The organism is Senegalia massiliensis (assembly GCF_900626135.1).
In the GTDB taxonomy this organism is placed as follows: domain Bacteria; phylum Bacillota; class Clostridia; order Tissierellales; family SIT17; genus Anaeromonas; species Anaeromonas massiliensis.
Genome location: NZ_LR130785.1, coordinates 1,419,220 through 1,439,545, shown reverse-complemented (window position 1 = coordinate 1,439,545; position 20,326 = coordinate 1,419,220). Strand labels below are relative to the sequence as shown.

Annotated in this window: 23 protein-coding genes and 1 tRNA gene; 5 read left to right on the top strand and 19 right to left on the bottom strand. The window is 25.5% G+C overall.

The window, feature by feature from the left end:
• Positions 1 to 7 precede the first annotated feature (7 nt).
• Positions 8 to 436: a hypothetical protein gene (locus E0D94_RS07120; RefSeq protein ID WP_130806589.1), complete on the bottom strand. Its 429-nt coding sequence runs from the start codon at positions 434 to 436 to the stop codon at positions 8 to 10.
• A gap of 127 nt (positions 437 to 563) precedes the next feature.
• On the opposite strand from E0D94_RS07120, the gene E0D94_RS07115 reads away from it, so the two are divergent.
• Positions 564 to 1,064: an SEC-C metal-binding domain-containing protein gene (locus E0D94_RS07115; protein ID WP_130806588.1), complete on the top strand. Its 501-nt coding sequence runs from the start codon at positions 564 to 566 to the stop codon at positions 1,062 to 1,064.
• A gap of 33 nt (positions 1,065 to 1,097) precedes the next feature.
• Here the strand turns inward: E0D94_RS07115 and E0D94_RS07110 are convergent, their stop codons facing one another.
• The 4 genes from E0D94_RS07110 to E0D94_RS07095 all read right to left on the bottom strand — a co-directional run bounded on the left by E0D94_RS07110 (position 1,098) and on the right by E0D94_RS07095 (position 4,784).
• Positions 1,098 to 1,655, bottom strand: coding sequence for an HD domain-containing protein (locus E0D94_RS07110; protein ID WP_207289663.1), 558 nt, complete (start codon positions 1,653 to 1,655; stop codon positions 1,098 to 1,100).
• Positions 1,656 to 1,728: 73 nt separating this feature from the next.
• Entirely contained in the window at positions 1,729 to 3,000 is a 1,272-nt protein-coding gene (locus tag E0D94_RS07105; RefSeq protein WP_130806586.1) for an MFS transporter, read from the bottom strand.
• 13 nt (positions 3,001 to 3,013) lie between these two features.
• Positions 3,014 to 4,315: an alkaline phosphatase family protein gene (locus tag E0D94_RS07100; RefSeq protein ID WP_130806585.1), complete on the bottom strand. Its 1,302-nt coding sequence runs from the start codon at positions 4,313 to 4,315 to the stop codon at positions 3,014 to 3,016.
• Positions 4,308 to 4,784 (bottom strand): methylated-DNA--[protein]-cysteine S-methyltransferase, encoded by a 477-nt coding sequence (locus tag E0D94_RS07095; RefSeq protein ID WP_207289727.1) that lies wholly within the window; start codon positions 4,782 to 4,784, stop codon positions 4,308 to 4,310. Before E0D94_RS07095 ends, E0D94_RS07100 begins: the two co-directional genes overlap by 8 nt.
• A 136-nt stretch (positions 4,785 to 4,920) precedes the next feature.
• Between E0D94_RS07095 and E0D94_RS07090 the strand changes: the two genes are divergently transcribed.
• Positions 4,921 to 5,475 (top strand): biotin transporter BioY, encoded by a 555-nt coding sequence (locus tag E0D94_RS07090; RefSeq protein ID WP_130806584.1) that lies wholly within the window; start codon positions 4,921 to 4,923, stop codon positions 5,473 to 5,475.
• A gap of 35 nt (positions 5,476 to 5,510) precedes the next feature.
• On the opposite strand, the gene E0D94_RS07085 is transcribed toward E0D94_RS07090, so the two are convergent.
• Genes E0D94_RS07085 through E0D94_RS07075 form a run of 3 tightly spaced genes read right to left on the bottom strand, consistent with a single transcriptional unit; the run spans position 5,511 to position 7,577 of the window.
• On the bottom strand, positions 5,511 to 6,584 hold the full coding sequence (locus E0D94_RS07085; protein ID WP_130806583.1) for a PRK06851 family protein: 1,074 nt from the start codon (positions 6,582 to 6,584) through the stop codon (positions 5,511 to 5,513).
• Positions 6,585 to 6,588: 4 nt separating this feature from the next.
• Positions 6,589 to 6,858 (bottom strand): GIY-YIG nuclease family protein, encoded by a 270-nt coding sequence (locus E0D94_RS07080; protein WP_130806582.1) that lies wholly within the window; start codon positions 6,856 to 6,858, stop codon positions 6,589 to 6,591.
• An 11-nt stretch (positions 6,859 to 6,869) separates the two neighbouring features.
• A complete protein-coding gene (locus E0D94_RS07075; protein ID WP_130806581.1) occupies positions 6,870 to 7,577 on the bottom strand; it encodes a class I SAM-dependent methyltransferase in 708 nt (235 codons plus the stop codon).
• Between the two features lie 118 nt (positions 7,578 to 7,695).
• Here E0D94_RS07075 and E0D94_RS07070 point away from each other — a divergent pair, with 118 nt between their 5' ends.
• Together E0D94_RS07070 and E0D94_RS07065 are read left to right on the top strand one after the other, a co-directional pair.
• Positions 7,696 to 8,523 carry a thymidylate synthase gene (locus E0D94_RS07070; RefSeq protein WP_130806580.1) on the top strand — a complete coding sequence of 276 codons (828 nt, stop codon included), beginning with the start codon at positions 7,696 to 7,698 and terminating at the stop codon, positions 8,521 to 8,523.
• A 10-nt stretch (positions 8,524 to 8,533) separates the two neighbouring features.
• Positions 8,534 to 9,043, top strand: a complete 510-nt coding sequence (locus E0D94_RS07065; protein ID WP_130806579.1) for a dihydrofolate reductase — start codon at positions 8,534 to 8,536, stop codon at positions 9,041 to 9,043.
• 19 nt (positions 9,044 to 9,062) lie between these two features.
• Here the strand turns inward: E0D94_RS07065 and E0D94_RS07060 are convergent, their stop codons facing one another.
• The 10 genes from E0D94_RS07060 to E0D94_RS07020 all read right to left on the bottom strand — a co-directional run bounded on the left by E0D94_RS07060 (position 9,063) and on the right by E0D94_RS07020 (position 18,170).
• The gene (locus E0D94_RS07060) at positions 9,063 to 9,359 is read right to left on the bottom strand and encodes a YkvA family protein (protein ID WP_207289661.1); all 297 of its coding nucleotides are present in this window, start codon (positions 9,357 to 9,359) and stop codon (positions 9,063 to 9,065) included.
• Positions 9,360 to 9,425: 66 nt separating this feature from the next.
• Positions 9,426 to 9,803 (bottom strand): universal stress protein, encoded by a 378-nt coding sequence (locus E0D94_RS07055; RefSeq protein ID WP_130806577.1) that lies wholly within the window; start codon positions 9,801 to 9,803, stop codon positions 9,426 to 9,428.
• 107 nt (positions 9,804 to 9,910) lie between these two features.
• A tRNA-Sec gene (locus E0D94_RS14805) sits at positions 9,911 to 10,007 on the bottom strand.
• Positions 10,008 to 10,082: 75 nt separating this feature from the next.
• Complete coding sequence (locus E0D94_RS07050) at positions 10,083 to 10,922, bottom strand: GerMN domain-containing protein (protein ID WP_165442898.1); 840 nt, start codon at positions 10,920 to 10,922, stop codon at positions 10,083 to 10,085.
• Between the two features lie 43 nt (positions 10,923 to 10,965).
• Complete coding sequence (locus tag E0D94_RS07045; protein ID WP_242620494.1) at positions 10,966 to 12,426, bottom strand: sensor histidine kinase; 1,461 nt, start codon at positions 12,424 to 12,426, stop codon at positions 10,966 to 10,968.
• A complete protein-coding gene (locus E0D94_RS07040; protein ID WP_130806575.1) occupies positions 12,395 to 13,090 on the bottom strand; it encodes a response regulator transcription factor in 696 nt (231 codons plus the stop codon). Before E0D94_RS07040 ends, E0D94_RS07045 begins: the two co-directional genes overlap by 32 nt.
• Positions 13,091 to 13,153: 63 nt before the next feature.
• Positions 13,154 to 15,061 carry a selenocysteine-specific translation elongation factor gene (gene selB / locus E0D94_RS07035; RefSeq protein ID WP_130806574.1) on the bottom strand — a complete coding sequence of 636 codons (1,908 nt, stop codon included), beginning with the start codon at positions 15,059 to 15,061 and terminating at the stop codon, positions 13,154 to 13,156.
• Between the two features lie 13 nt (positions 15,062 to 15,074).
• Positions 15,075 to 16,478 carry an L-seryl-tRNA(Sec) selenium transferase gene (gene selA, locus E0D94_RS07030; protein WP_130806573.1) on the bottom strand — a complete coding sequence of 468 codons (1,404 nt, stop codon included), beginning with the start codon at positions 16,476 to 16,478 and terminating at the stop codon, positions 15,075 to 15,077.
• Between the two features lie 12 nt (positions 16,479 to 16,490).
• Positions 16,491 to 17,528 carry a selenide, water dikinase SelD gene (gene selD / locus E0D94_RS07025; RefSeq protein WP_130806572.1) on the bottom strand — a complete coding sequence of 346 codons (1,038 nt, stop codon included), beginning with the start codon at positions 17,526 to 17,528 and terminating at the stop codon, positions 16,491 to 16,493.
• 15 nt (positions 17,529 to 17,543) lie between these two features.
• On the bottom strand, positions 17,544 to 18,170 hold the full coding sequence (locus E0D94_RS07020; RefSeq protein WP_130806571.1) for a helix-hairpin-helix domain-containing protein: 627 nt from the start codon (positions 18,168 to 18,170) through the stop codon (positions 17,544 to 17,546).
• A gap of 162 nt (positions 18,171 to 18,332) precedes the next feature.
• On the opposite strand from E0D94_RS07020, the gene E0D94_RS07015 reads away from it, so the two are divergent.
• Positions 18,333 to 19,628: a D-alanyl-D-alanine carboxypeptidase family protein gene (locus tag E0D94_RS07015; protein WP_130806570.1), complete on the top strand. Its 1,296-nt coding sequence runs from the start codon at positions 18,333 to 18,335 to the stop codon at positions 19,626 to 19,628.
• Positions 19,629 to 19,658: 30 nt separating this feature from the next.
• On the opposite strand, the gene E0D94_RS07010 is transcribed toward E0D94_RS07015, so the two are convergent.
• Positions 19,659 to 20,318 carry a helix-turn-helix transcriptional regulator gene (locus E0D94_RS07010; protein ID WP_130806569.1) on the bottom strand — a complete coding sequence of 220 codons (660 nt, stop codon included), beginning with the start codon at positions 20,316 to 20,318 and terminating at the stop codon, positions 19,659 to 19,661.
• Positions 20,319 to 20,326 lie beyond the last annotated feature (8 nt).

The following is a 20,326-nucleotide window of genomic DNA, read 5'->3' as shown; positions in this document are numbered from 1 at the left end:
ACCCCTCCTAGTTTTTATTATTTATATTTTTATTAATATCTTTATAGCTTAAAATAAAATAAGAATATTCTATTGATAATATAGATGCATTAAATAATACTAAAAATAATGAATATATATAATTTTTAATACTATTATTTATGGAAAACATATAACTGAAAATTCCATTAACGAGTAATATTAAACTCATAATGAAAATTAATATTATAATCACCTTAAATCTAACTTTTGAATTTAATTTAAAGCAGTTTCTTATAACTCTAAGCATTATATAAGTAATCCAAATTGTATATATAATTATGTAAATAAAATAAACACTTTCAAACAATTTCTTATTATCAAATTTATATATACTATATACAAAAAATATAAAACTAATTAAACGAATAAGTATTCCAAGTGGTGATACTTTTTTTATTTTATTTTTTTTTCTCATATGTACCTTACCTTTCTTTTTATATTATAACATAATAATTTTTCTAGTAAATTGTTATGTTATAATACATATCATCTATTTTTTATGTTATAATTATTCTTGCAATACAATTTAAAGGAGAGTGTGTATGAGTTTATATAAAGAATGGACAAATTTAGTGGAATCACATGCTACGCCAGAACAATATGAAGAATTTTGGAAATTGTATCTTCCACAAGAACAAAAAATTTATGAAGCGATATTATCTAATAAAGAAAATATTGTAAAAGGAAATATAAAAGATTTAGCATCAAAATTCGATGTAGAACCTGTTATACTTACAGGATTTATTGATGGTATAAATTCTAGTTTAAACAATGAGATAGATTTAGATTCACTAGAAGAAAATAATAATATAGAAATCAATATTAACTTTGAAAAATTATTTTATAATATGCATGATGCTAAAGCAAAATGGCTTTATAAATTACCTCAATGGGAAGATGTTTTATCTAAAGAAAAAAGAAAAGAGATTAAAAAAGAATATGATAAAACAGTTATAGTAGTAAAAGAAGAAAAAATTGGTAGAAACGACCCTTGCCCTTGTGGAAGTGGTAAAAAGTATAAAAAGTGTTGTTTAAATAAATAAATGGATAAACCATATGGTTTATCCATTTATTTACTATAATAAACTTAATCCTTGTTTATTAAGTTCCTTTTCTCTACTTTTAAGACCTTCTATTACAATATTTAAATGTTCATTAAAATCCATTTCTATATCTTCTGCACTCTCTTTTATCTGATCTCTATCTACCGCAGCAGCAAAGGATTTTGTTTTTAATTTCTTTTTTACAGACTTAGGTTTTAAACCTTCAAATTTAGTAGGTCTTACAAGTGCTGATGCTACCACGAAGCTAGATAATTCATCTATAGCATATAATGTTTTTGCCATAAGAGAATTTCTTTCTTCTTCTTTTGATCCATGTCCCTTTATAGCATGTATTATATCTTCATCTATTCCCTTTTTCCTTAAAATGTCTATACCTTTATAAGGATGCTCATCTGGATACATTTCAAAATCAATATCATGCAGTAATCCTGATATAGACCATCTCTCTACATCTTCATCAAAATGTTTAGCATAAGCTATCATACTTGATTCAACTGCAAGTGAATGTTTTATAAGACTATCTTCTTTAACATATTCTTTTAATAATTCAAAAGCTTTTTCCCTATTCAAAATATCACTCCTAAATAAATAATTATATTCCATCATATCATATAATTATTTGAATTTACAGATATTTTTGCGATTAATTTTTAACATTAGTTTTTGAAATTTCTTTTTCAACAGGCGTTTTTAAAAATATTAATAATCCTATTACAAATAATACTATTATACTAAATACGCCATAATTTGTTTGTCCAGTAATATGTGTTACTCCCCCTACAAGAAGTGGCCCCATTATTGCTGCAAATTTTCCAAATATATTATAGAAACCAAAAAACTCACTTGAATTTTCTTTTGGTACTAATTTTCCAAAATAAGATCTGCTTAATCCCTGAACTCCTCCTTGAGATGTTCCTACAAGTATAGCAAGTAACCAAAAATCAAAAGCACTATCCAAAAAATATGCATAAATACAAATAAATATATATACTATTATGCCAAATATAATCATTTTTCTAGCAGTAAATCGTTCTGCTAATTTCCCATAAATAATTGCAAAAGGAAATGCTACAAATTGAGTGACCAATAGAACTATTAAGAGAGTAGTCATACCTATACCTAAATCTGCTCCATAACTTGTAGCCATTTTAATTATAGTTGATACACCATCAATATAGAAAAAATAAGCAACTAAAAATATAAATACTTGTTTATGTTTTGTTATGTTTTTAAAAGTATTATATAATCTTATAAAACTTTTTTTCATTACTTTATCTTCTCTTTTAATACCATAAACTTGTTTTACATTTTTTATCATAGGTAAAGAAAATACTCCCCACCATAATGCAGTTATTATAAAAGATATTTTAAATGCAAGAGACATACTCATAGAAATAATCTCCATCTGAGAAAGTATAACTATTGCAAGGGATATAATAAATGGTATTGTGCTTCCTATGTAGCCAAGTGCAAATCCATATGTAGAAACCTTATCCATTTTATCTTTAGTAGTAACATCCGTAAGAAAAGCATCATAAAAAACATTTGCTCCTGCAAATCCTACAGAACTTATAAGATAAAATATTAATAATATAGGCCATAATCCAGTAGTAACAAAAGAAAGTCCTAAGGTTGCAAATATACCAAGAGATACAAAGCTTACAAAAAATATCTTTTTATATCCTCTATAATCTGCCATTGTTCCCAGTATAGGTGCAATTATTGCAATTATAAACGTAGCTAAGGAATTAATATATCCCCAGTATGCTGTTGACATTGATTGAGTTTTTCCTGCATCTGTTAAAATCATTTTAAAAAATAAAGGCAAGATTGTAGAAACTACAGTAAGTGTATAAGCAGAATTAGCCCAGTCATAAAGTATCCAACTTTTTTCTAGTTTATTCATTTTATTCATCTTAATCCCCCTATCAATTAATTATTTCATCTAACGTCCTTCCGTCTATATTTTCCATCCTAAACCCTAATAATTTGGAAAAAGTGTTTGCATAATCTATCAAATTCATATTTTCTAATATGATATTTTTCTTAATCCCTTTTCCTTTTGCCATAAATACAGTTGTATAATTTTCTTTAAAAGGTGAATATCCATGTGTTGATAAAGTTACATGTGGAACTTGTCCTACATCATTCTTATCTATGTGTTCTATTACATTTCTGTCATGATTGTCTAGAAAATAATATCCTTCTTTTGCTTCAAGCATAAAACTACAATTTTCATCTGCACCTAATTCTTTTGCCTGACTTGATGAAAATATATCCTCAATACAATTATATTTATCATTAAACTTATTTAATACATTTAATACTTTTTCCTTTACCTGACTATCATCATTATTTATATAAATATAAGCAGAACCATCACAATTTTTAAGTATTGCTTTCCAACTTTTTATATTTCCAATATTATCAACTTCAATAAGTCCATTATCTTTAAAAAGTTTATTAATACAAATAATTTTATCTTCATTTAAACTACTATGATCTCCTAATAGAATAATGGTACTTTCATCATACATATTTGATTTCTTAAGGGTATTTATTATTTTTCCTAATCTATTATCATGTCTTTTCAATGCATCTTTGGCTTCTTTAGAATAAAATCCAAAATTATGTCTTATAGTATCTAAATCAGTAAAATGAACCATTGTAACATCTGGTTTCTTATTTTCTAATGTATAATTTAAACAACTACTTGTAAAATTATCTAATTCAGGTTGAGATTTGCCTTTTCTTATATTTCCATATTTAAAATTCATTGATAATTGATAAATTGGACTCCCATTTAGTAAAGAAACTATTATTTGATTTTCCCATTTTCTATTTGCAAATATCTCAGGCATATTATACTGTATTTTTGATTTAGCAGTTACAGGCCATAAAAGTGCAGCTACTTTCATTCCTTTTTGTATTGCTATATCATAAAATGTTTCTGACTTAATAGATTTTCTATGCCAATACCAATCAGGAGAAGCTGTATTTAATTGTAAAAAAGTATTGTTTATTACTCCATGATTATTAGGATATTTCCCTGTAACTATACTAGTATGTGCAGGATAAGTAAGACTTGGATAAACACTATATACATTTTTACAATATGATGAGTCCTGGATAAACTCTTTAAAATTTGGTAATTTATTTATATAATCAAAATCTAAAGTTGATAAGCCATCAAATGAAACAATTATTAAATGTTTAGTTTTTCTACCCATTCTTATTCTTCCTCTCATGATCTATTAGCCATTGCTTTCTCCATAAACCTGAACCATATCCAACTAATTTTCCATTACTACCTATAACTCTATGACAAGGTATTATTATTGAAATATTATTTTTGTTATTAGCATTTCCTACTGCTCTATATGCTTTTTCATTGTTAATATCTTTTGCTATATCTCCATAAGAACACACTTCACCATAATTAATATTTTGTAATGCATTCCAAACTTTTTCTTGAAATTTAGTTCCTTGTATTTTAATAGGAATAGAAAATTCTTTTCTATTTCCTTTAAGATACTCTTCTAATTGTCTTTTACATTTTAAATTTAATTCATTATATTTTTCCTTAAATCTTATTTGTTTAACAAAATTCACAGATAAAATATATTTATCATCAGCTTGTATTTCTATAATTCCTATAGGTGAATCTAAATACAATATATAATTTAAATTTTCTTTGATTATAATCAACTCCTTAAATAAATCTTCGTTAACTAATATGATAAATTTGGTTGACAATGATTAAACTTTATTATATTATAACATTGTTAACATTAGCAGGTTTTGATAGTTAACAATACATGTTTGGAGGTAATATATGAAAACAAGAGATATAACATTAATTTCCTTATTTGTAGCATTAACAGCTGTTTGTGCACAAATATCAATACCATTACCATCAGGGGTTCCAATTACATTACAAATTTTAGCTGTATTTTTGTCAGGAGCAATTTTAGGAAGTAAATATGGGTTCTTATCACAAATAGTATATCTTTTATTAGGAACTGTAGGTATTCCATTATTTTCTTTAGGTACAGGTGGATTACAAATATTATTAGGCCTTACTGGAGGATATATTTGGAGTTTTCCTATTGCTAGTTTTATTATAGGATTAATTACAGAAAAAACTAGTCACAATTCTAATAAACAAAAAATATTTCAATATGGTATCTCTTTTTTTATTGGTCTAGTTATAATATATCTTTTTGGATCTGTCCAGTTTTACATATTATCAAATATGACTTATATAGACACTATAAAAGTCACAATATTACCATTTATAATACCAGATCTGATAAAAATAGCAATTTCTGTTCCACTGGCAATTAAAATAAAAAATTCTCTATTAAAATCAAATTTGTTATATATATAATATCATATATACAAAATAAAAACCCATATGGGTTTTTATTTTGTATATTGTAAAATTCTATTTATTAATATATTTTTAAATTCATCTACTTTTTCAAAATCAATATTTTCAACATAATATTTCTCTAATTCATCATGTAAAGACTTTGCATTTCTAATATTATCTATCCCTTTGTCAATTAACATATTAGCCATTTTTTGATCCTCATCCATTATTTCTTTATACATACTATAAAGATTTTGATTTCTATAATCGTTAAGATTTAATGTTTTTTGCTTATCTTTAAATTTTCCATTTATAGTTATACCTACTTTTATATCTTTTATATATATAGTTTCTATTTTTTGTGGAATTAAAGGAGTGTGTAAAATTTCCACATCTAATCCTCTTTCAATAGCAGACTTATAAATTCTTTTAAATAACGTAGTCTTTCCTGTACCTGGATCTCCACTTATACTATAAATATTTATAGCATTTGATAATACTGATTCTGTGTAATTAACAAATCCCTCTGGTGTATAAGAGCTTCCAAATAAATGTCTTTCATTCCCTCTTTTATCAGAATAAGTTTGACCCATAAACAATTCAGAAATAAATTGATTAGTTTCTAAATTTATTTTTCCAAAGTCCATAAAACTAGAATTAAGATCAATAACATTTTGTAATATATTTTTAGCTGCTCTTAAATATTTATATCCTCTTTTAAAACTATTACTCACTTTTTCGTTTACAGATATTATTTCCTTTTTATTATCTTCCATTTTTTTTGTATCCCAAAAATCTCCCATATTTATTATTTCATCTACTGCGCCAGGATTTTTTGCTGCAATTGTATGTGGTGAAGTTGCATCAATCATTGCTACTTTTATTTTAGGTATAACTACAGCATCTATACTATTGTTATCTGAAGAGCAATGATGATATTCTAAATCATAACCTCTATTATAAAATTCTCTTCCTATATTCTTCATTAATGAAGATTTACCAGTTCCTGGCCCTCCTTTTACTAAAAATATTCTATTAGCATCTTTTCCTATAATATAATCATAATATGAAAAGAAACCGTCCCCTGTATTTCCACCTGGAAAATAATCTTTTATTACTGGCATATTATTACCCCTCTCTTATTTGATTTTTAACTTTAAAATCTTTTATTAGTTTTTCCTTTTTATCTTTCTTAAACTGCTTTATTTCATATTCCCTTTTTGTTGCCTTTTTTTTGGTACTATACTTTTCATAATACTCTAATGTCACCGGCAACCTTCCTCGTGTGTATTTTGCCCCTTTTCCACTATTATGTACTTTTAATCTATTTTTTATATCTACTGTCCATCCAGTATATAAAGTATTATCACTACATCTTAATATATAAACATAATTCATAATAATTCATCCTATTCATTTTCTCTGTTCTTTAATAATAATAATACAAGTTCATAATTTATTTTTATTGTATTATTTTCTTTAATATTATCTATTACTTTATAATAAATTTCTTGCTTCTTCTTTTCTTCTAGTAAATAATAATAATTCTGCATGTTTAAAAACTTAATATATTCCTCTTCTGTATATATCTTATGCCAATTATAAATTTTTGTTTCCACATCATAGAATTTATAATTATTTACTATATCATTTTTTACATCAAATATTTTATCCCTAGAATAATTAAAGCTAGGACATGATGTCCATATTAAAGCTAATGTTCCTTGTCTCTTCAAAATACTTTGTATTTTAGTCATACTTATGTCTCTATTCAAATATTGAAAAGAATTTGCACATATTATAATATCATATTTTTCATTTGGCCCTTGCCATTCTTCAAATGAAGATATATATATATTTATATTACCTCTAAATTTTTTATCCATATAAGATGCTAATTCATATTCCCTCTCTATACAATTTATATTATTAAATTTTAAATCTAATAATCTCTTAGTAGCCTTACCAGTGCCAGAACCTATTTCTAATATATTACTATTCAATTTTAAATTTGCACAACTCATCATGTCCCAAAAAATTTTAATTGGATAATCTGATATTAGCTTATCATATTCTTGAAATGCTCTATCTAGACTCTGACTTTTAACATTATACATTTTTAACCCTCTTTTAAATTTGATCTTATATATTATATTATATTTTACTCATTTATATTATATTTATTTTATACCCATATTTATGTTATAATTAATTCTAAAATACTGGAGGGTTTTTATGATAAAAGCAGAAAAAATATTTAGAGAAAATATAGAAGAAATACTCGAAAATGGTTATAGTACTGAGAATGAAAAAGTAAGACCTCACTATGAGGATGGTACGCCAAGCCATACATTATTTATACCTCAAACATACGAAAAATATGATATTTCCAAGGGAGAATTTCCTATAATATCACTTCGACCTATAGCATGGAAGAGTGGTATAAAAGAAATATTATGGATATATCAAGATCAAAGTAATGAACTTTCTACACTAAAAGAAAAATACAATATTCATTGGTGGGATGATTGGAATGTTGGTGATGGAACAATTGGGATGAGATATGGTGCTACTGTTAAAAAATATGATCTTATGAATAAATTGCTTGATGGTTTGAAAAATGAACCTTATGGTAGACGTCATATTATGGACTTGTATCAATATAGTGATTTTGAAGAAAGTAAAGGATTGCACCCTTGTGCTTTCATGACTCTTTGGACAGTTAGAGGTGAATTTTTAGATATGACATTAGTACAGCGTTCAAACGACTACCTTGTAGCTGGACATATAAATAAAATTCAATATGTAGCACTATTAATGATGGTTGCAAAATCTACAGGCTATAAACCTGGTATATTTACTCATTTAGTTCAAAATCTTCATATTTATGATAGACATATTGAACAAGCAAAGAAACTTTTAAATAGAACTCCTAGTGATAATCAACCTAAATTAATACTTGATACAGATAAAACAAATTTTTATGAATTTACAATAAATGATTTTAAAATGCAAAATTATGATCCAATTAAGCCTCAACTAAATTTTGAACTTGCAATATAAGGAGATAATTATGAATATAAATATGATTGTAGCAATAGATAAAAATTTTGGAATAGGTTATAAAAATAAACTATTAACGCATATACCTGAGGACCTTAAATATTTTAAAAGTGTAACTAAAGGACATGTTTTAATTATGGGATATAATACCTATATGTCATTACCTAAAAGGCCTCTTCCAGATAGAACAACTATAGTATTAACTAGAAAAGATAAAAGCTCTCATAACGAGTTAAAAGATGTAATAGTATGTAACAGCATAGACAATATATTTGAAACGCTTAAAAGGCAAGATTTAAAGAATAAGAAAGTATTTGTCTGTGGGGGAGAATCTATTTATAGTCAATTTACGAAATATGCAAATACTTTATATATAACTCATTTATTTAAAGAATTTAAAGCAGATACTTTCTTTCCTGAAATCAAAAAAGAAAATTGGGAAATATCAGAAGTTAAAGCAGACTTTGAAAATATTCATAACAAAATTCCTCATATATTTACTATATATAATAAAAAATAGGCCAAAGGCCTATTTTTTATTATTTATCTTCTATATCATATTCTACATCTTCTACTACATTTTTATTTTTAAAATTAACCACGTTTTTCTTTTTAGGTATATATTTTTCTAGATAATCTGATAATTTGCTATATGTATATAAAAATATAACAATATCATCTATCCAACCTAAAAATAAAATAGGATCAGGTATAATGTCAAGCGGAAATATTAAATACATTGCTGCAAGAACAATTAATGCTTTTTTAGGTAAAGATACATCTCTATCTTTAAAAAATTTGGGTATCATACTTAATTTATAAATAAATTTACTCATTTTCCTCATCCCTTTATTAAATTTATAATATATATACCCTTTCTAAAAAAACTGAATAAAAATTATTTAAATAACTGAAAAATCACATTTAGGTAATTTATTCTTCAAGTTTATTTCTATGCTATTTTCCTGTTCTTTTCCAGATGGAGATTCTCCCATTACAATATCTGTTATTTTTTTATCCTTTGCAAAGTCAACTATTGCTTTAATTACATCCTTTGATCTAATTACAGTTAAATCTGCTCCCACAGCTTTTGAAACTCTAAAAAGATATTCTAATGCTCTACTATCATTGTTCTCATAAAGAAAAGTATCATTTTCATTTACTACATGAATAACATATAACTCATCATTTTCTTTATCAACCTTATTACTTCCACCCTCTATAAGTCTTTCACAAGTCTTTTGTTGAGTAACACATACCATAACTTTTTTAGTTTTCATTTATTACTCCTTTCACTAAATATATAATCAATTTAGCTTTATGATATAACTATTATATCAACATTTTTTTAAAAAACCAAATAAAAAAACGCCATAGGCGTTTAAATTGGCGGGAATATGTGAGAATCGAACTCACCCAGGACGCTCCTAACGCCCCGAACTGGTTTTGAAGACCAGAAGGCACACCAGCACCCATCTACTCCCTTATTATCTTTTGTACTTTTATAGTATAACACAAGTTATTTACTTGTCAAGAAGTAGTATAAATATTAAGTTACATTAATATATTTCATTTATTTTAAATGTCTTTTCTAATTGAGCATCTGAATATTCCATACTAAATAATTTATTATACTTTACCTTTTTATCATCATTTGTAATAGCCTCAACTACAACATCTACTAATAAAGTCTTTTTGTAATTATTTAATTTATATGATTTAATATTATACTTTTTTACATTCTTATCTATATATTGTATTTCATAATATACTCTACTCTTTTTATCTGTATTTTTAAATAATGAAGCTAATTTAGAGCTTTCTCTATTGTTTAACATATTATAATAATCTTTTATTGTATCAAATGGATTTATAAATTTGTCTTCTACTAATAATTCACTATATTGTAATGGCTTTTCTATATTCATTACATTTGATAAAAATTCCTTCTTTTCACCATCTATTAATAATTGTACACTTTTTATAGAGTCTAATTCTGTAATAGTATTTACAATAGAATAAGTTAATAATACTTCTTCGCTAGGTGATAAGTCCTCTTTTATTATATCATTTGATAAATTTATATATGCAATTTGATTTTCGATGTCAATAGAACGTATTTTAGTCTCTTTAGGAATTAAATTATCTATATTTTCTCCATCTAAGCCACTTATTAATTCTTCTAATATTTCTAGCTCTATATTCTTTGTTATATCTTCTATTTTTTTGTTTTTCATTACTAATTTTTCATTATACTTATCAGAGTAATAGAGTATCGCATCAAAATTATTTTCTAAAGGATGAGGAGATATTATCGGAGACTTACTATCTGAAGTTAACATATCATCGTAAGTTTGACATCCACTAATTATAGTAGCTATAAATATAATAATTATCATTATATTTATATTTTTAAAATAAATTTTCACAATATCACCTTCCTTAATCTAAAGATACATTATCATCTAATGGTAATTTTATATAAAATTTTGTTCCTTTATTTATTTCACTTTTTACTTCTATATTACCTTGATGCAATGTTATTATTTGATTTGCTATAGAAAGTCCTAATCCAGTACCACCAGTATTTCTAGTTCTAGCCTTATCTACTCTATAAAATCTCTCAAAAATATGTTCTAAATCTTTTTCTGGTATACCTATTCCATTGTCTTTTATTTCAATAATAGCATTTTTATTATCAGAATATAATATAACATCTACATTTCCATTTTCATGAGTATATTTAATTGCATTATGAATAATATTAATTATAGCTTGCTGTATCTTATTTTTATCAACATTTAATTGAATTTTAGCCTTTTCAATATAATTTAATTCGATATTTTTTTCTTCTGAAATAGGCTTCAATCTTGTAATGATTTTTTCTAATAAATGATTTATATAAGTTACTTTATAGTTTAAATTTAATTTTTCCTTATCTAAATCAACTAAAGATAATAAATCATCAATTATATTATTCAATCTATCTATTTCAGAATCAATATCTGATAAAAACTCTTTATATACATTTTCATCAACTGTATCTTGATGCAAAAGTGATTCTGATAATAATTTAATAGAGCTAAGAGGTGTTCTAAGTTCATGTGAAACGTTGGCCACAAAATCTTTCCTCTGAATATCAACTTGATCTAACTTTGTACTCATTATATTAAATGCATTAGCTAGTTGATTAAATTCATCATTTGTATGAATTTCAACTTTTTGGTTTAAATTTCCTCGTGCCATATTTAATATTACATTAGTAAATTTTTGTATTGGTTTTGAAAAAATATTAGCCAATATAAAACTAATTATAGCTACAAATATAACACTTAAAAATGATATCCAATATAGTGCATTTTTAATACTATTAACTCTCACAAATATATTATCTATTGAAGTAGATGTAAGTACTGCTCCCTCTATTTTACCATTTATAATAAGTGGAACTGATGTATATAATAAATGTCCGTATTCTTTAAAATTATAATCATTAGAAATATTCTTACCTTTTAATGCTGAGTTAATTTCTTTATGTTCAAATTCTTGTCCTCTAAATTCTTCTTTTGAGTCAATAGTTACATTTCCATCTTCATCTACAATAATAATCCTTGAATTAATTTCTTTACCATAATTTATAACTTCATTTTTAGTTATTTCATATATTATAGAATTAGAATTAGAACTAGTATAATAATCAATATCATTTGCTATTATATTAGTTTTGGCAAGCATATCAATTTTCTTTTCTTCTAAATATATATTAGTAATCGTTTTAGTTATAAAAATATTTATTACTAATAGCAATACTATTACTAATAACAAATAGGTGGAAACAAGTTTCCACCTTATGCTAATAAATCTTGTTTTTTTATTTTTTCTTACTCCTAAAATAATAACCAACTCCCCATTTTGTAAGGATATACTCAGCTTGTGAAGAATTCTTTTCTATTTTCTCTCTTAGTCTTCTAATATGAACATCAACTGTTCTTAAATCACCAAAGTATTCATATCCCCAAATAATCTCAAGTAGTTCTTCTCTTGTAAAAATTTTACCGGGATTTGTAGCTAATAAGAGTAATAAGTCAAACTCTTTAGCAGTAAGATTTACTTCCTTGTCTCCTATAGAAACTTTTCTTCCTAGAGTATTTATTGTAAACTCTTCCACTTGTATCACTTGATCATGAGAATTAGATTGTTTATTTGTAGATCTTCTTAATATAGCCTTTATTCTAGCCTTTAATTCTAAAATGTTAAAGGGTTTAGTTAAATAATCATCTGCACCATATTCTAATCCAAGTATTTTATTCATATCTTCACCTTTAGCAGTAAGCATTATTATAGGTACAGATGAAGTCTCTCTAATTTTTTGACAAACTTCTAATCCATCCATCTCCGGTAACATAAGATCTAATATGATTAAATCAAATTCATTGTTTAATGCCTTATTTAAAGCTTCTTTCCCATCAAATGCAGTATCAATATCATAATCATCTTGCTCAAGACTATATTTTAAACCTTTAACTAATAAGGTTTCATCATCAACAATTAGTATTTTATTAGCCATTTTTTCACCTCTACTTAAATTTTGAATGAAATATTAAATTTAATATTATTCTTTTAATTTATTTTAATATATTATTCTCTTATCTTCAATTCTTTTAGTAAATTTATTTCTATCAAAATCTTCTAATAGAGCCATAGCAAATTTTCTACTAGTATTTAAAAGATCTCTAAATTCACCTAAAGAAATAGAACTATTCTTCTTTAAATAATCCTTTATAATATCTATAGACTCATCATATGCTTGTTTAGATATTATAATATCCTCATCTAATAATATTATTTTTTCTTGTTGAATACAAGCATCTACTACTTTTAATAATTCTTCTTCTTTATATTTTAAACTATTGATTAATTCATTTATTTTAGGAGGATTGAATTTATCTTTTAATATTAAATCATTAATATTATCTTTAATAGATTTTTCCTTTTCACTAAATTTTATTTGAAAATTATTTAGAGATATATATAAATTATCTTGTTTAATAATATTATCATATATAAGTCTATCAATAAATAATTCTGATAACTTAGGTTTAATATTAGAAAAGTACTTACTTTTTATTTCCTCTTTTAAAATGCCTTTTTTAAGAGAATTTTTTTCATGATATTTTTGTAAAAACTCAACAATTTCTCTTTTCATATATTCAAAGTAGTCTATATGAATAAAATTCTCACCATCAGACATTGTAAACTTAATTATTTTTTGATCTTCAGTTAACTTATTTGTAATATTTTTTATTTCTGATTCAGTTGTTACAAGTTCAATTGCTAAATCCTTTGTTGAAGGAAATATTCTACTTTTTTCTTTTATACTCTCTTCTAATATTTTTTCTTTATTTCCAGTTTCCCTTGCTTTTAACTCTTTTATTATATCATTTTTAAATCTTTTTTTCTTAGTGGGGTTATTATCCAGTACAATTCCACCACCAACAGTTGTCATAGGCGAGTAAAATCTAACAATAAATCTATCACCTATTTTTGAAGAAGTAATGTTTTCAAGCCTTAATTGAACATATCCACTTTCACCAGGAGTTAAATTTTCTTTATCTAACAAAATTGCTCTACATAATATTTCTTCAGTTCCTAAATATAATCTAAGTCTTGTTCTGTTTTCTATTATCCAGGGAGAATTTTCTAATAAATTTAATTTCACATCTATCATTCTTGTATTTATCATAGAATCTGGATAAGAAATAATATTCCCTTTTTCAATTTCAGATTTTTTAACTCCTACTAAATTAATTGCTACTCTTTGTCCAGCCAAAGCTATATCAGTATCTTCACCATGAACTTGTACCGACCTTATTCTAGCTTTTAATCCTTTAGGATAAATTTCTACCTCATCACTTACTTTTAAACTTCCTTGAAGTAGAGTCCCTGTTATTATAGTTCCAAAACCAGTAAGTGTAAATACTCTATCAATAGGTAATCTTGGTATATTTTCAGTGTCTCTATTTTCTATTTCTCTCGTCAAATTATCTATTTCCATTGATAATTCATCTATACCCTTTAATTTTGTAGAAGACACTTCTATTATCTTAGCATCTTTTAAAAATGTATTTTGTACACTTTCAGATATATCCTCTTTTACAAGCTCTATCCATTCATTGTCTACAACATCTCTTTTAGTTAATGCTATTATTCCCTTTTTTATATTTAATAAATTAAGTATATTTAAATGTTCTATAGTCTGTGGCATCATTCCTTCGTCTGATGCTACTACTAAAATAACAACATCCATCCCACTAACACCAGCTAACATATTTTTTATGAATTTTTCATGACCTGGTACATCTATTATTCCTGCTCGCCTACCACTAGGTAAATCAAAGTATGTAAATCCTAACTCAATTGATATACCCCTATCTTTTTCCTGCTTTAAATTATCAGTTTCTCTGCCTGTAAGTGCTTTAATAAGAGTAGTTTTACCATGATCTATATGTCCTGCTGTTCCTATAATAACGTTCTTCATAACTAAACACCTCTTAATCATTTATAGAAGATATTACCCCTTCAAATATTAACTCAAGCTCATCTTCTTTTATTGTTCTTAAATCTATATATAACTTATCATTTTTTATTCTTCCTATTATAGGTGGATTAAATGATCTAAGACTTTTTTCTAATTCGCTAATCTTTATTGAGTTAGAGTATAAACTTATTACCTTAGTCTTTATTTTTTCTAAAGGTAATGCTCCTCCTCCTACTTGAGAATAATCATCCTCTATTTTACATTCTATTTTTTCTATATCTCTTAATAAATTGTATAACTTATTTGCTTTTTCTTCTATTTCTCTTATATCCATAGTAAGCATATTTAAAGTTTCTATATTTTTTATAGCCTTTTGTTCATCTAAGTATTCACGAAGAGTAAGTTCAAGTGCTGCTAAAGTCATCTTATCAACTCGTAAAGCTCTTGTAAGTTGATTCTTTTTCATCCTATTTATTAAATCTTTTTTTCCTACAATTATTCCTGCCTGTGGACCACCTAGTAATTTATCTCCACTAAAGCTTACAATATCTACTCCACTCTTTATAGACTCTTGAACTGTAGGTTCATAACTTAATCCATATTTGCTTAAATCAATAAGAACACCACTACCTATATCTTCTACTACTGGAATATTATTTGAATGACCTATTTTTACTAGACTTTCTAAATCTACTTCTTCAGTAAATCCCACAATTTTATAATTACTTGTATGAACTTTAAGTAAAATAGCAGTTTCTTCATTTATATTATTTTCATAATCTAATTTATGAGTTTTATTAGTGGTTCCTACATCAACTAAAATAGCACCACTTTGTTCCATAACACTTGGAACTCTAAAAGAACCTCCTATTTCAACTAACTCTCCTCTAGAAACAATCACTTCTTTACCTTTGCCAAGTGTATTTAGTATTAACATCACAGCAGAAGCATTATTATTTACTACCAAAGCAGATTCAGCACCTGTTATTCTACATATAATATCTTCTATATGACTATATCTAGAACCTCTTTCTCCTTTTTCTAAATCATACTCTAAATTTGAATAATTGGATGCTGTATCTACTACTTTTTCCATTATTGATTTAGAAATTAAAGACCTTCCAAGGTTAGTATGAATAACTGTCCCTGTTCCATTTATAACTCTTTTTAGTTTAGGATTTATTTTATATTTAGCTTTTTTTATTATTGTTTCAGGTATGTCATTAATTCTACTGTCTAATTCCTCTTTTAAAATTTTAGAATTTAAAATATCATTTCTTATTTGATCTAATACTTCTCTTATGGATTCCAAAATTATATTTCTAGGAATGTATTCTAATGCAATTTGAATTTTTTCTTTTTCTAATATATCATCAACCTTAGGCAACATTCTAAATAAATTCTTTGTACTCTCCATCTATTTCACCCTTTATTCTACAATTATATAATGCTTTTGTTTGTTAAAAACTCTTCCTATTATATCATACTCTGTATCGAGTGTCTTTAATTGCTCCATTAACATATCTATTTTTTCTTCAGAAACTGATATTAGTAATCCACCTGATGTTTGAGGATCAAACATCATATCTTTTAATGGTTCAGAAACATTTTCACTTATCTTTACATCATTTCCTATAAATGATTTATTTGTATAAGCACCTTCTGGTATTATCCCCATATTTGCTAATTCATAAGCCTCTTTTATATAAGGTATTTTTTCTGAAGAAAACTTTATAGTTTTATTACTACCTTTAGCCATTTCTAATGCATGACCTAAAAGACCAAATCCAGTTATATCTGTGCAACTATTTATCCCTACTTCAATCATAGCATCTTTTGCCTTTTTGTTAAGTGTAGTCATTGTTTTTACAGCTTTTTTATAACCTTCAGGACTTACCATATCAGCTTTTATAGCTGTATTTAATATTCCAAGTCCTAATGGTTTAGTAATAACTAAATAATCATTTTCTTTTAAATTACTATTTGTTACAACATCTTCTGGATGTATAAATCCTGTTACAGTAAGTCCATATTTTGGTTCATTATCTTCTACTGTATGTCCTCCAACTATCAAAGCTCCTGCTTCTAAAACCTTATCGTTTCCCCCTTTTAAAATTTCCGTCATAACTTCTGTAGATAAACAGTTAGGAAATGCAATAATATTCATTGCTAATTTAGGATCTCCTCCCATAGCATAAACATCACTTAAAGAATTAGCTGCAGCTATTTGTCCAAATGTATAAGGATCATCTACAACTGGTGTGAAAAAATCAACTGTTTGAATTATTGCAGTATCTTCATTAATTTTATATACAGCTCCATCATCTGATGTATCTATTCCAACTATTAGATTAGGGTCAATATTTTTAGGTATATGACACAAAACTTGTGCCAAGGTCTCAGGACCTATTTTAGCTGCTCAACCAGATGCAGCAGTCATTTGAGTAAGTCTTAATTCATCTTTCATATATATACTTCCTTTCTATATAGTTAATTTGTTTTTTATATTCTGAAATGTCTTTTCTCCAATACCATCAACATTCATTATATCTTCTATATTTTTGAAATTACTATTTTTTCTATATTCAATAATATTATTTGCTTTAATTTTTCCTATTCCAGGTAATGATTCTAAAAGCGTAATATCTGCTGTATTTATATTTACCTTTTCAAGATTTTCTTCAGTTGAATCTAAATCATTTATATTAGTACTAGTATTTGTATCTTGAGTTAATTGTTCTTCTCCTATTTTATAAATATGAATTTTTTCTTCATCATTTATTTTTTTAGCTAGATTTATTCTATCAATATCAGCTTCATCAGTAAGTCCTCCAGCAGCTAGAACTGCATCATTTACTCTACTATTAGATTTCAAAGTAAATATGCCTGATTTATTTACTGCTCCACTAATATGTATTACTATTTCTTCTTCATATTTCTTATCATCTTCATTTTCAACTTCTGTATCTTCGACAATATGTTCATCTTCTATTTCTTCGTAAATAATTTCATTTTTATTTTTAAATATCAAATTAAATCCTATTATACCTATTACAAGTACAACTAATATAAGTATAACTATTTGCTCCTTTCTTGTAAAGCTTATCATAATTATCACCCTCCCCAGATAGAATATAATAATTATTATTCTACATAAAAATACATTTCCCTTTAAAATGTTCTGTTAATTTTAAAATATATATAATTTATTTAAATTTTTGATGATTTTCTGATATACTATAGTATATCTAAATATAAGAAGGTGATATTTTTGAAAAAAATTATAATGATTGTAATTATGCTATCAGTACTTAATTATAATTCAATTGTTTATGGGGAAAGTAGTAATCTTGCTCAAGAAGATATAAATGGAGAAGCTGCTATTTTAATTGATGGTAAAACTGGAGATATATTATTTGAAAAAAATATGAATAAAAAAATGTATCCTGCTAGTACTACAAAAATGTTAACTGGAATTCTTGCTATTGAACAGGGAAATATGGATAAACTGGTAACAGTAGATGATGATACTCCTTATGAAATTTATGGTACACATATAGCTTTAGAACCTGGAGAACAATTAAGATTTAAAGAATTATTAAACGCTACATTAATAGAATCAGCTAATGACGCTGCTGTAGTAATTGCAAAAGATATGGCTGGTGATGTTGAGAGTTTTGCAAAAATGATGAATAAAAAGGCTAAAGAAATAGGTGCTCTTAATTCTAACTTTGTAAACCCAAGTGGTCTACATGATGATAATCATTTTTCAACTGCTTATGATTTAGCTATGATTGCAAAATATGGAATTCAAAATGATCAATTTAGAAATATAGTAAAAAATTATAAATATACTATAGAACCAACTAATATTAAAACAGAAAAAAGAGTTATGTACTCTGCAAATAAACTATTATATAGTACTAAAAAAATAAATGTAGATGGGCAAAATACTGAAATAAAATATGATGGTGCTATAGGAGTAAAAACTGGATATACTGAACAAGCTGGCAATTCTGTTGTATCTGCAGTCGAAAAAGATGGAAGACTTTTGATATCTGTAGTTCTAAAGTCAGCTGGAAACAATTTATGGATTGACACTCATAAGCTTTTAAATTATGGTCTTAATAATTTTGATAAAAAATTACTTGGATTTAAAAATGAATTTGTAGAAAATATTAAAATTGAAAATGGAAATAAAAAATATGTTACTGGAGTCATTGGAGAAAATGTTACTACTCCTATAAAGAATAGTATTGAAGGTAAAATTTCTAAAAAAATAAATATAAATAATAATATAAAAGCACCTATTGAAAAGGGACAAGTATTAGGAAATGTTGAATATATTATAAATGACAAGACAATTAAAACAGCAAATATTGTATCTGCTGAGAGTATTAATTTAGTAGGTTCTTATACTAATGTAGCTGACATTTCATTATTTAAAAGTATAAATATATGGTGGATAATAGGTACTGTTTTATTGTTATTATTTTGGAGAATAAATGTATTAAGAAGACGCGCCAAGAAAAGAAGACGCTATAGAAGTAAAAGTTATAATATGTAAACAAAAATAAAGTACGGGAATTCCCGTACTTTATTTTTGTTTTCTTATTTCATCTAAATAATTATAAATTGTATATATAGAAACACATAACTTATCAGCTAAATATTCTACTGATCCCTTTATTAAAAAAATTCCTTTCTGCTCTAATTCATTTACTATTTCTATCTTTTCATCTCTTGATAAATAAGATACAGGCTTTGATTTGTTTTCTAATACTTCTTTAACTAGACTATATAAAATATCATTTACATTTTTAAAATAATTTTCTGAAACTTCTTGGATATTTCCTTCTTTTTCATCTATTGTTTGTGTTAATTCAGATATAACTTTTTTTGCTACAATAAATTCAGATATGTCTACATTTATACATAAACACCCTACTACATTATTTGATTCATCCTTAATAAATAAAGTAGAAGATTTTAATGTTCTTCCATCATTAGTGATAGTTTTATATTTTATCAAGTTTTTTTCAAATTCTTGATTCTTTATTGCTTTAAGTCCTTTTTCTGTCATTGGACTACCAATTTCTCTACCAGTTACATGACCATTTGATATTGCTATTACTGAATGAGTAGGATTGTTTAAGTCATGTAGAACTACTTCACAATTACTTCCAAGAGTTTTAGATATCCCTTCTACTAATGGAACCATATTAGATAATAGAGGATGTATATTTGTATTAGTCATTTCTTCAC

What these genes read in the sequence shown, in the direction of transcription:
- E0D94_RS07120 (WP_130806589.1), bottom strand. Translation starts at nt 436, where the DNA reads ATGAGAAAAAAAAATAAAATAAAAAAAGTATCACCACTTGGAATACTT.
- E0D94_RS07115 (WP_130806588.1), top strand. Translation starts at nt 564, where the DNA reads ATGAGTTTATATAAAGAATGGACAAATTTAGTGGAATCACATGCTACG.
- E0D94_RS07105 (WP_130806586.1), bottom strand. Translation starts at nt 3,000, where the DNA reads ATGAATAAAATGAATAAACTAGAAAAAAGTTGGATACTTTATGACTGG.
- E0D94_RS07100 (WP_130806585.1), bottom strand. Translation starts at nt 4,315, where the DNA reads ATGGGTAGAAAAACTAAACATTTAATAATTGTTTCATTTGATGGCTTA.
- E0D94_RS07090 (WP_130806584.1), top strand. Translation starts at nt 4,921, where the DNA reads ATGAAAACAAGAGATATAACATTAATTTCCTTATTTGTAGCATTAACA.
- E0D94_RS07085 (WP_130806583.1), bottom strand. Translation starts at nt 6,584, where the DNA reads ATGCCAGTAATAAAAGATTATTTTCCAGGTGGAAATACAGGGGACGGT.
- E0D94_RS07080 (WP_130806582.1), bottom strand. Translation starts at nt 6,858, where the DNA reads ATGAATTATGTTTATATATTAAGATGTAGTGATAATACTTTATATACT.
- E0D94_RS07075 (WP_130806581.1), bottom strand. Translation starts at nt 7,577, where the DNA reads ATGTATAATGTTAAAAGTCAGAGTCTAGATAGAGCATTTCAAGAATAT.
- E0D94_RS07070 (WP_130806580.1), top strand. Translation starts at nt 7,696, where the DNA reads ATGATAAAAGCAGAAAAAATATTTAGAGAAAATATAGAAGAAATACTC.
- E0D94_RS07065 (WP_130806579.1), top strand. Translation starts at nt 8,534, where the DNA reads ATGAATATAAATATGATTGTAGCAATAGATAAAAATTTTGGAATAGGT.
- E0D94_RS07060 (WP_207289661.1), bottom strand. Translation starts at nt 9,359, where the DNA reads ATGAGTAAATTTATTTATAAATTAAGTATGATACCCAAATTTTTTAAA.
- E0D94_RS07055 (WP_130806577.1), bottom strand. Translation starts at nt 9,803, where the DNA reads ATGAAAACTAAAAAAGTTATGGTATGTGTTACTCAACAAAAGACTTGT.
- E0D94_RS07050 (WP_165442898.1), bottom strand. Translation starts at nt 10,922, where the DNA reads ATGATAATTATTATATTTATAGCTACTATAATTAGTGGATGTCAAACT.
- E0D94_RS07040 (WP_130806575.1), bottom strand. Translation starts at nt 13,090, where the DNA reads ATGGCTAATAAAATACTAATTGTTGATGATGAAACCTTATTAGTTAAA.
- selB (WP_130806574.1), bottom strand. Translation starts at nt 15,061, where the DNA reads ATGAAGAACGTTATTATAGGAACAGCAGGACATATAGATCATGGTAAA.
- selA (WP_130806573.1), bottom strand. Translation starts at nt 16,478, where the DNA reads ATGGAGAGTACAAAGAATTTATTTAGAATGTTGCCTAAGGTTGATGAT.
- E0D94_RS07020 (WP_130806571.1), bottom strand. Translation starts at nt 18,170, where the DNA reads ATGATAAGCTTTACAAGAAAGGAGCAAATAGTTATACTTATATTAGTT.
- E0D94_RS07010 (WP_130806569.1), bottom strand. Translation starts at nt 20,318, where the DNA reads ATGACTAATACAAATATACATCCTCTATTATCTAATATGGTTCCATTA.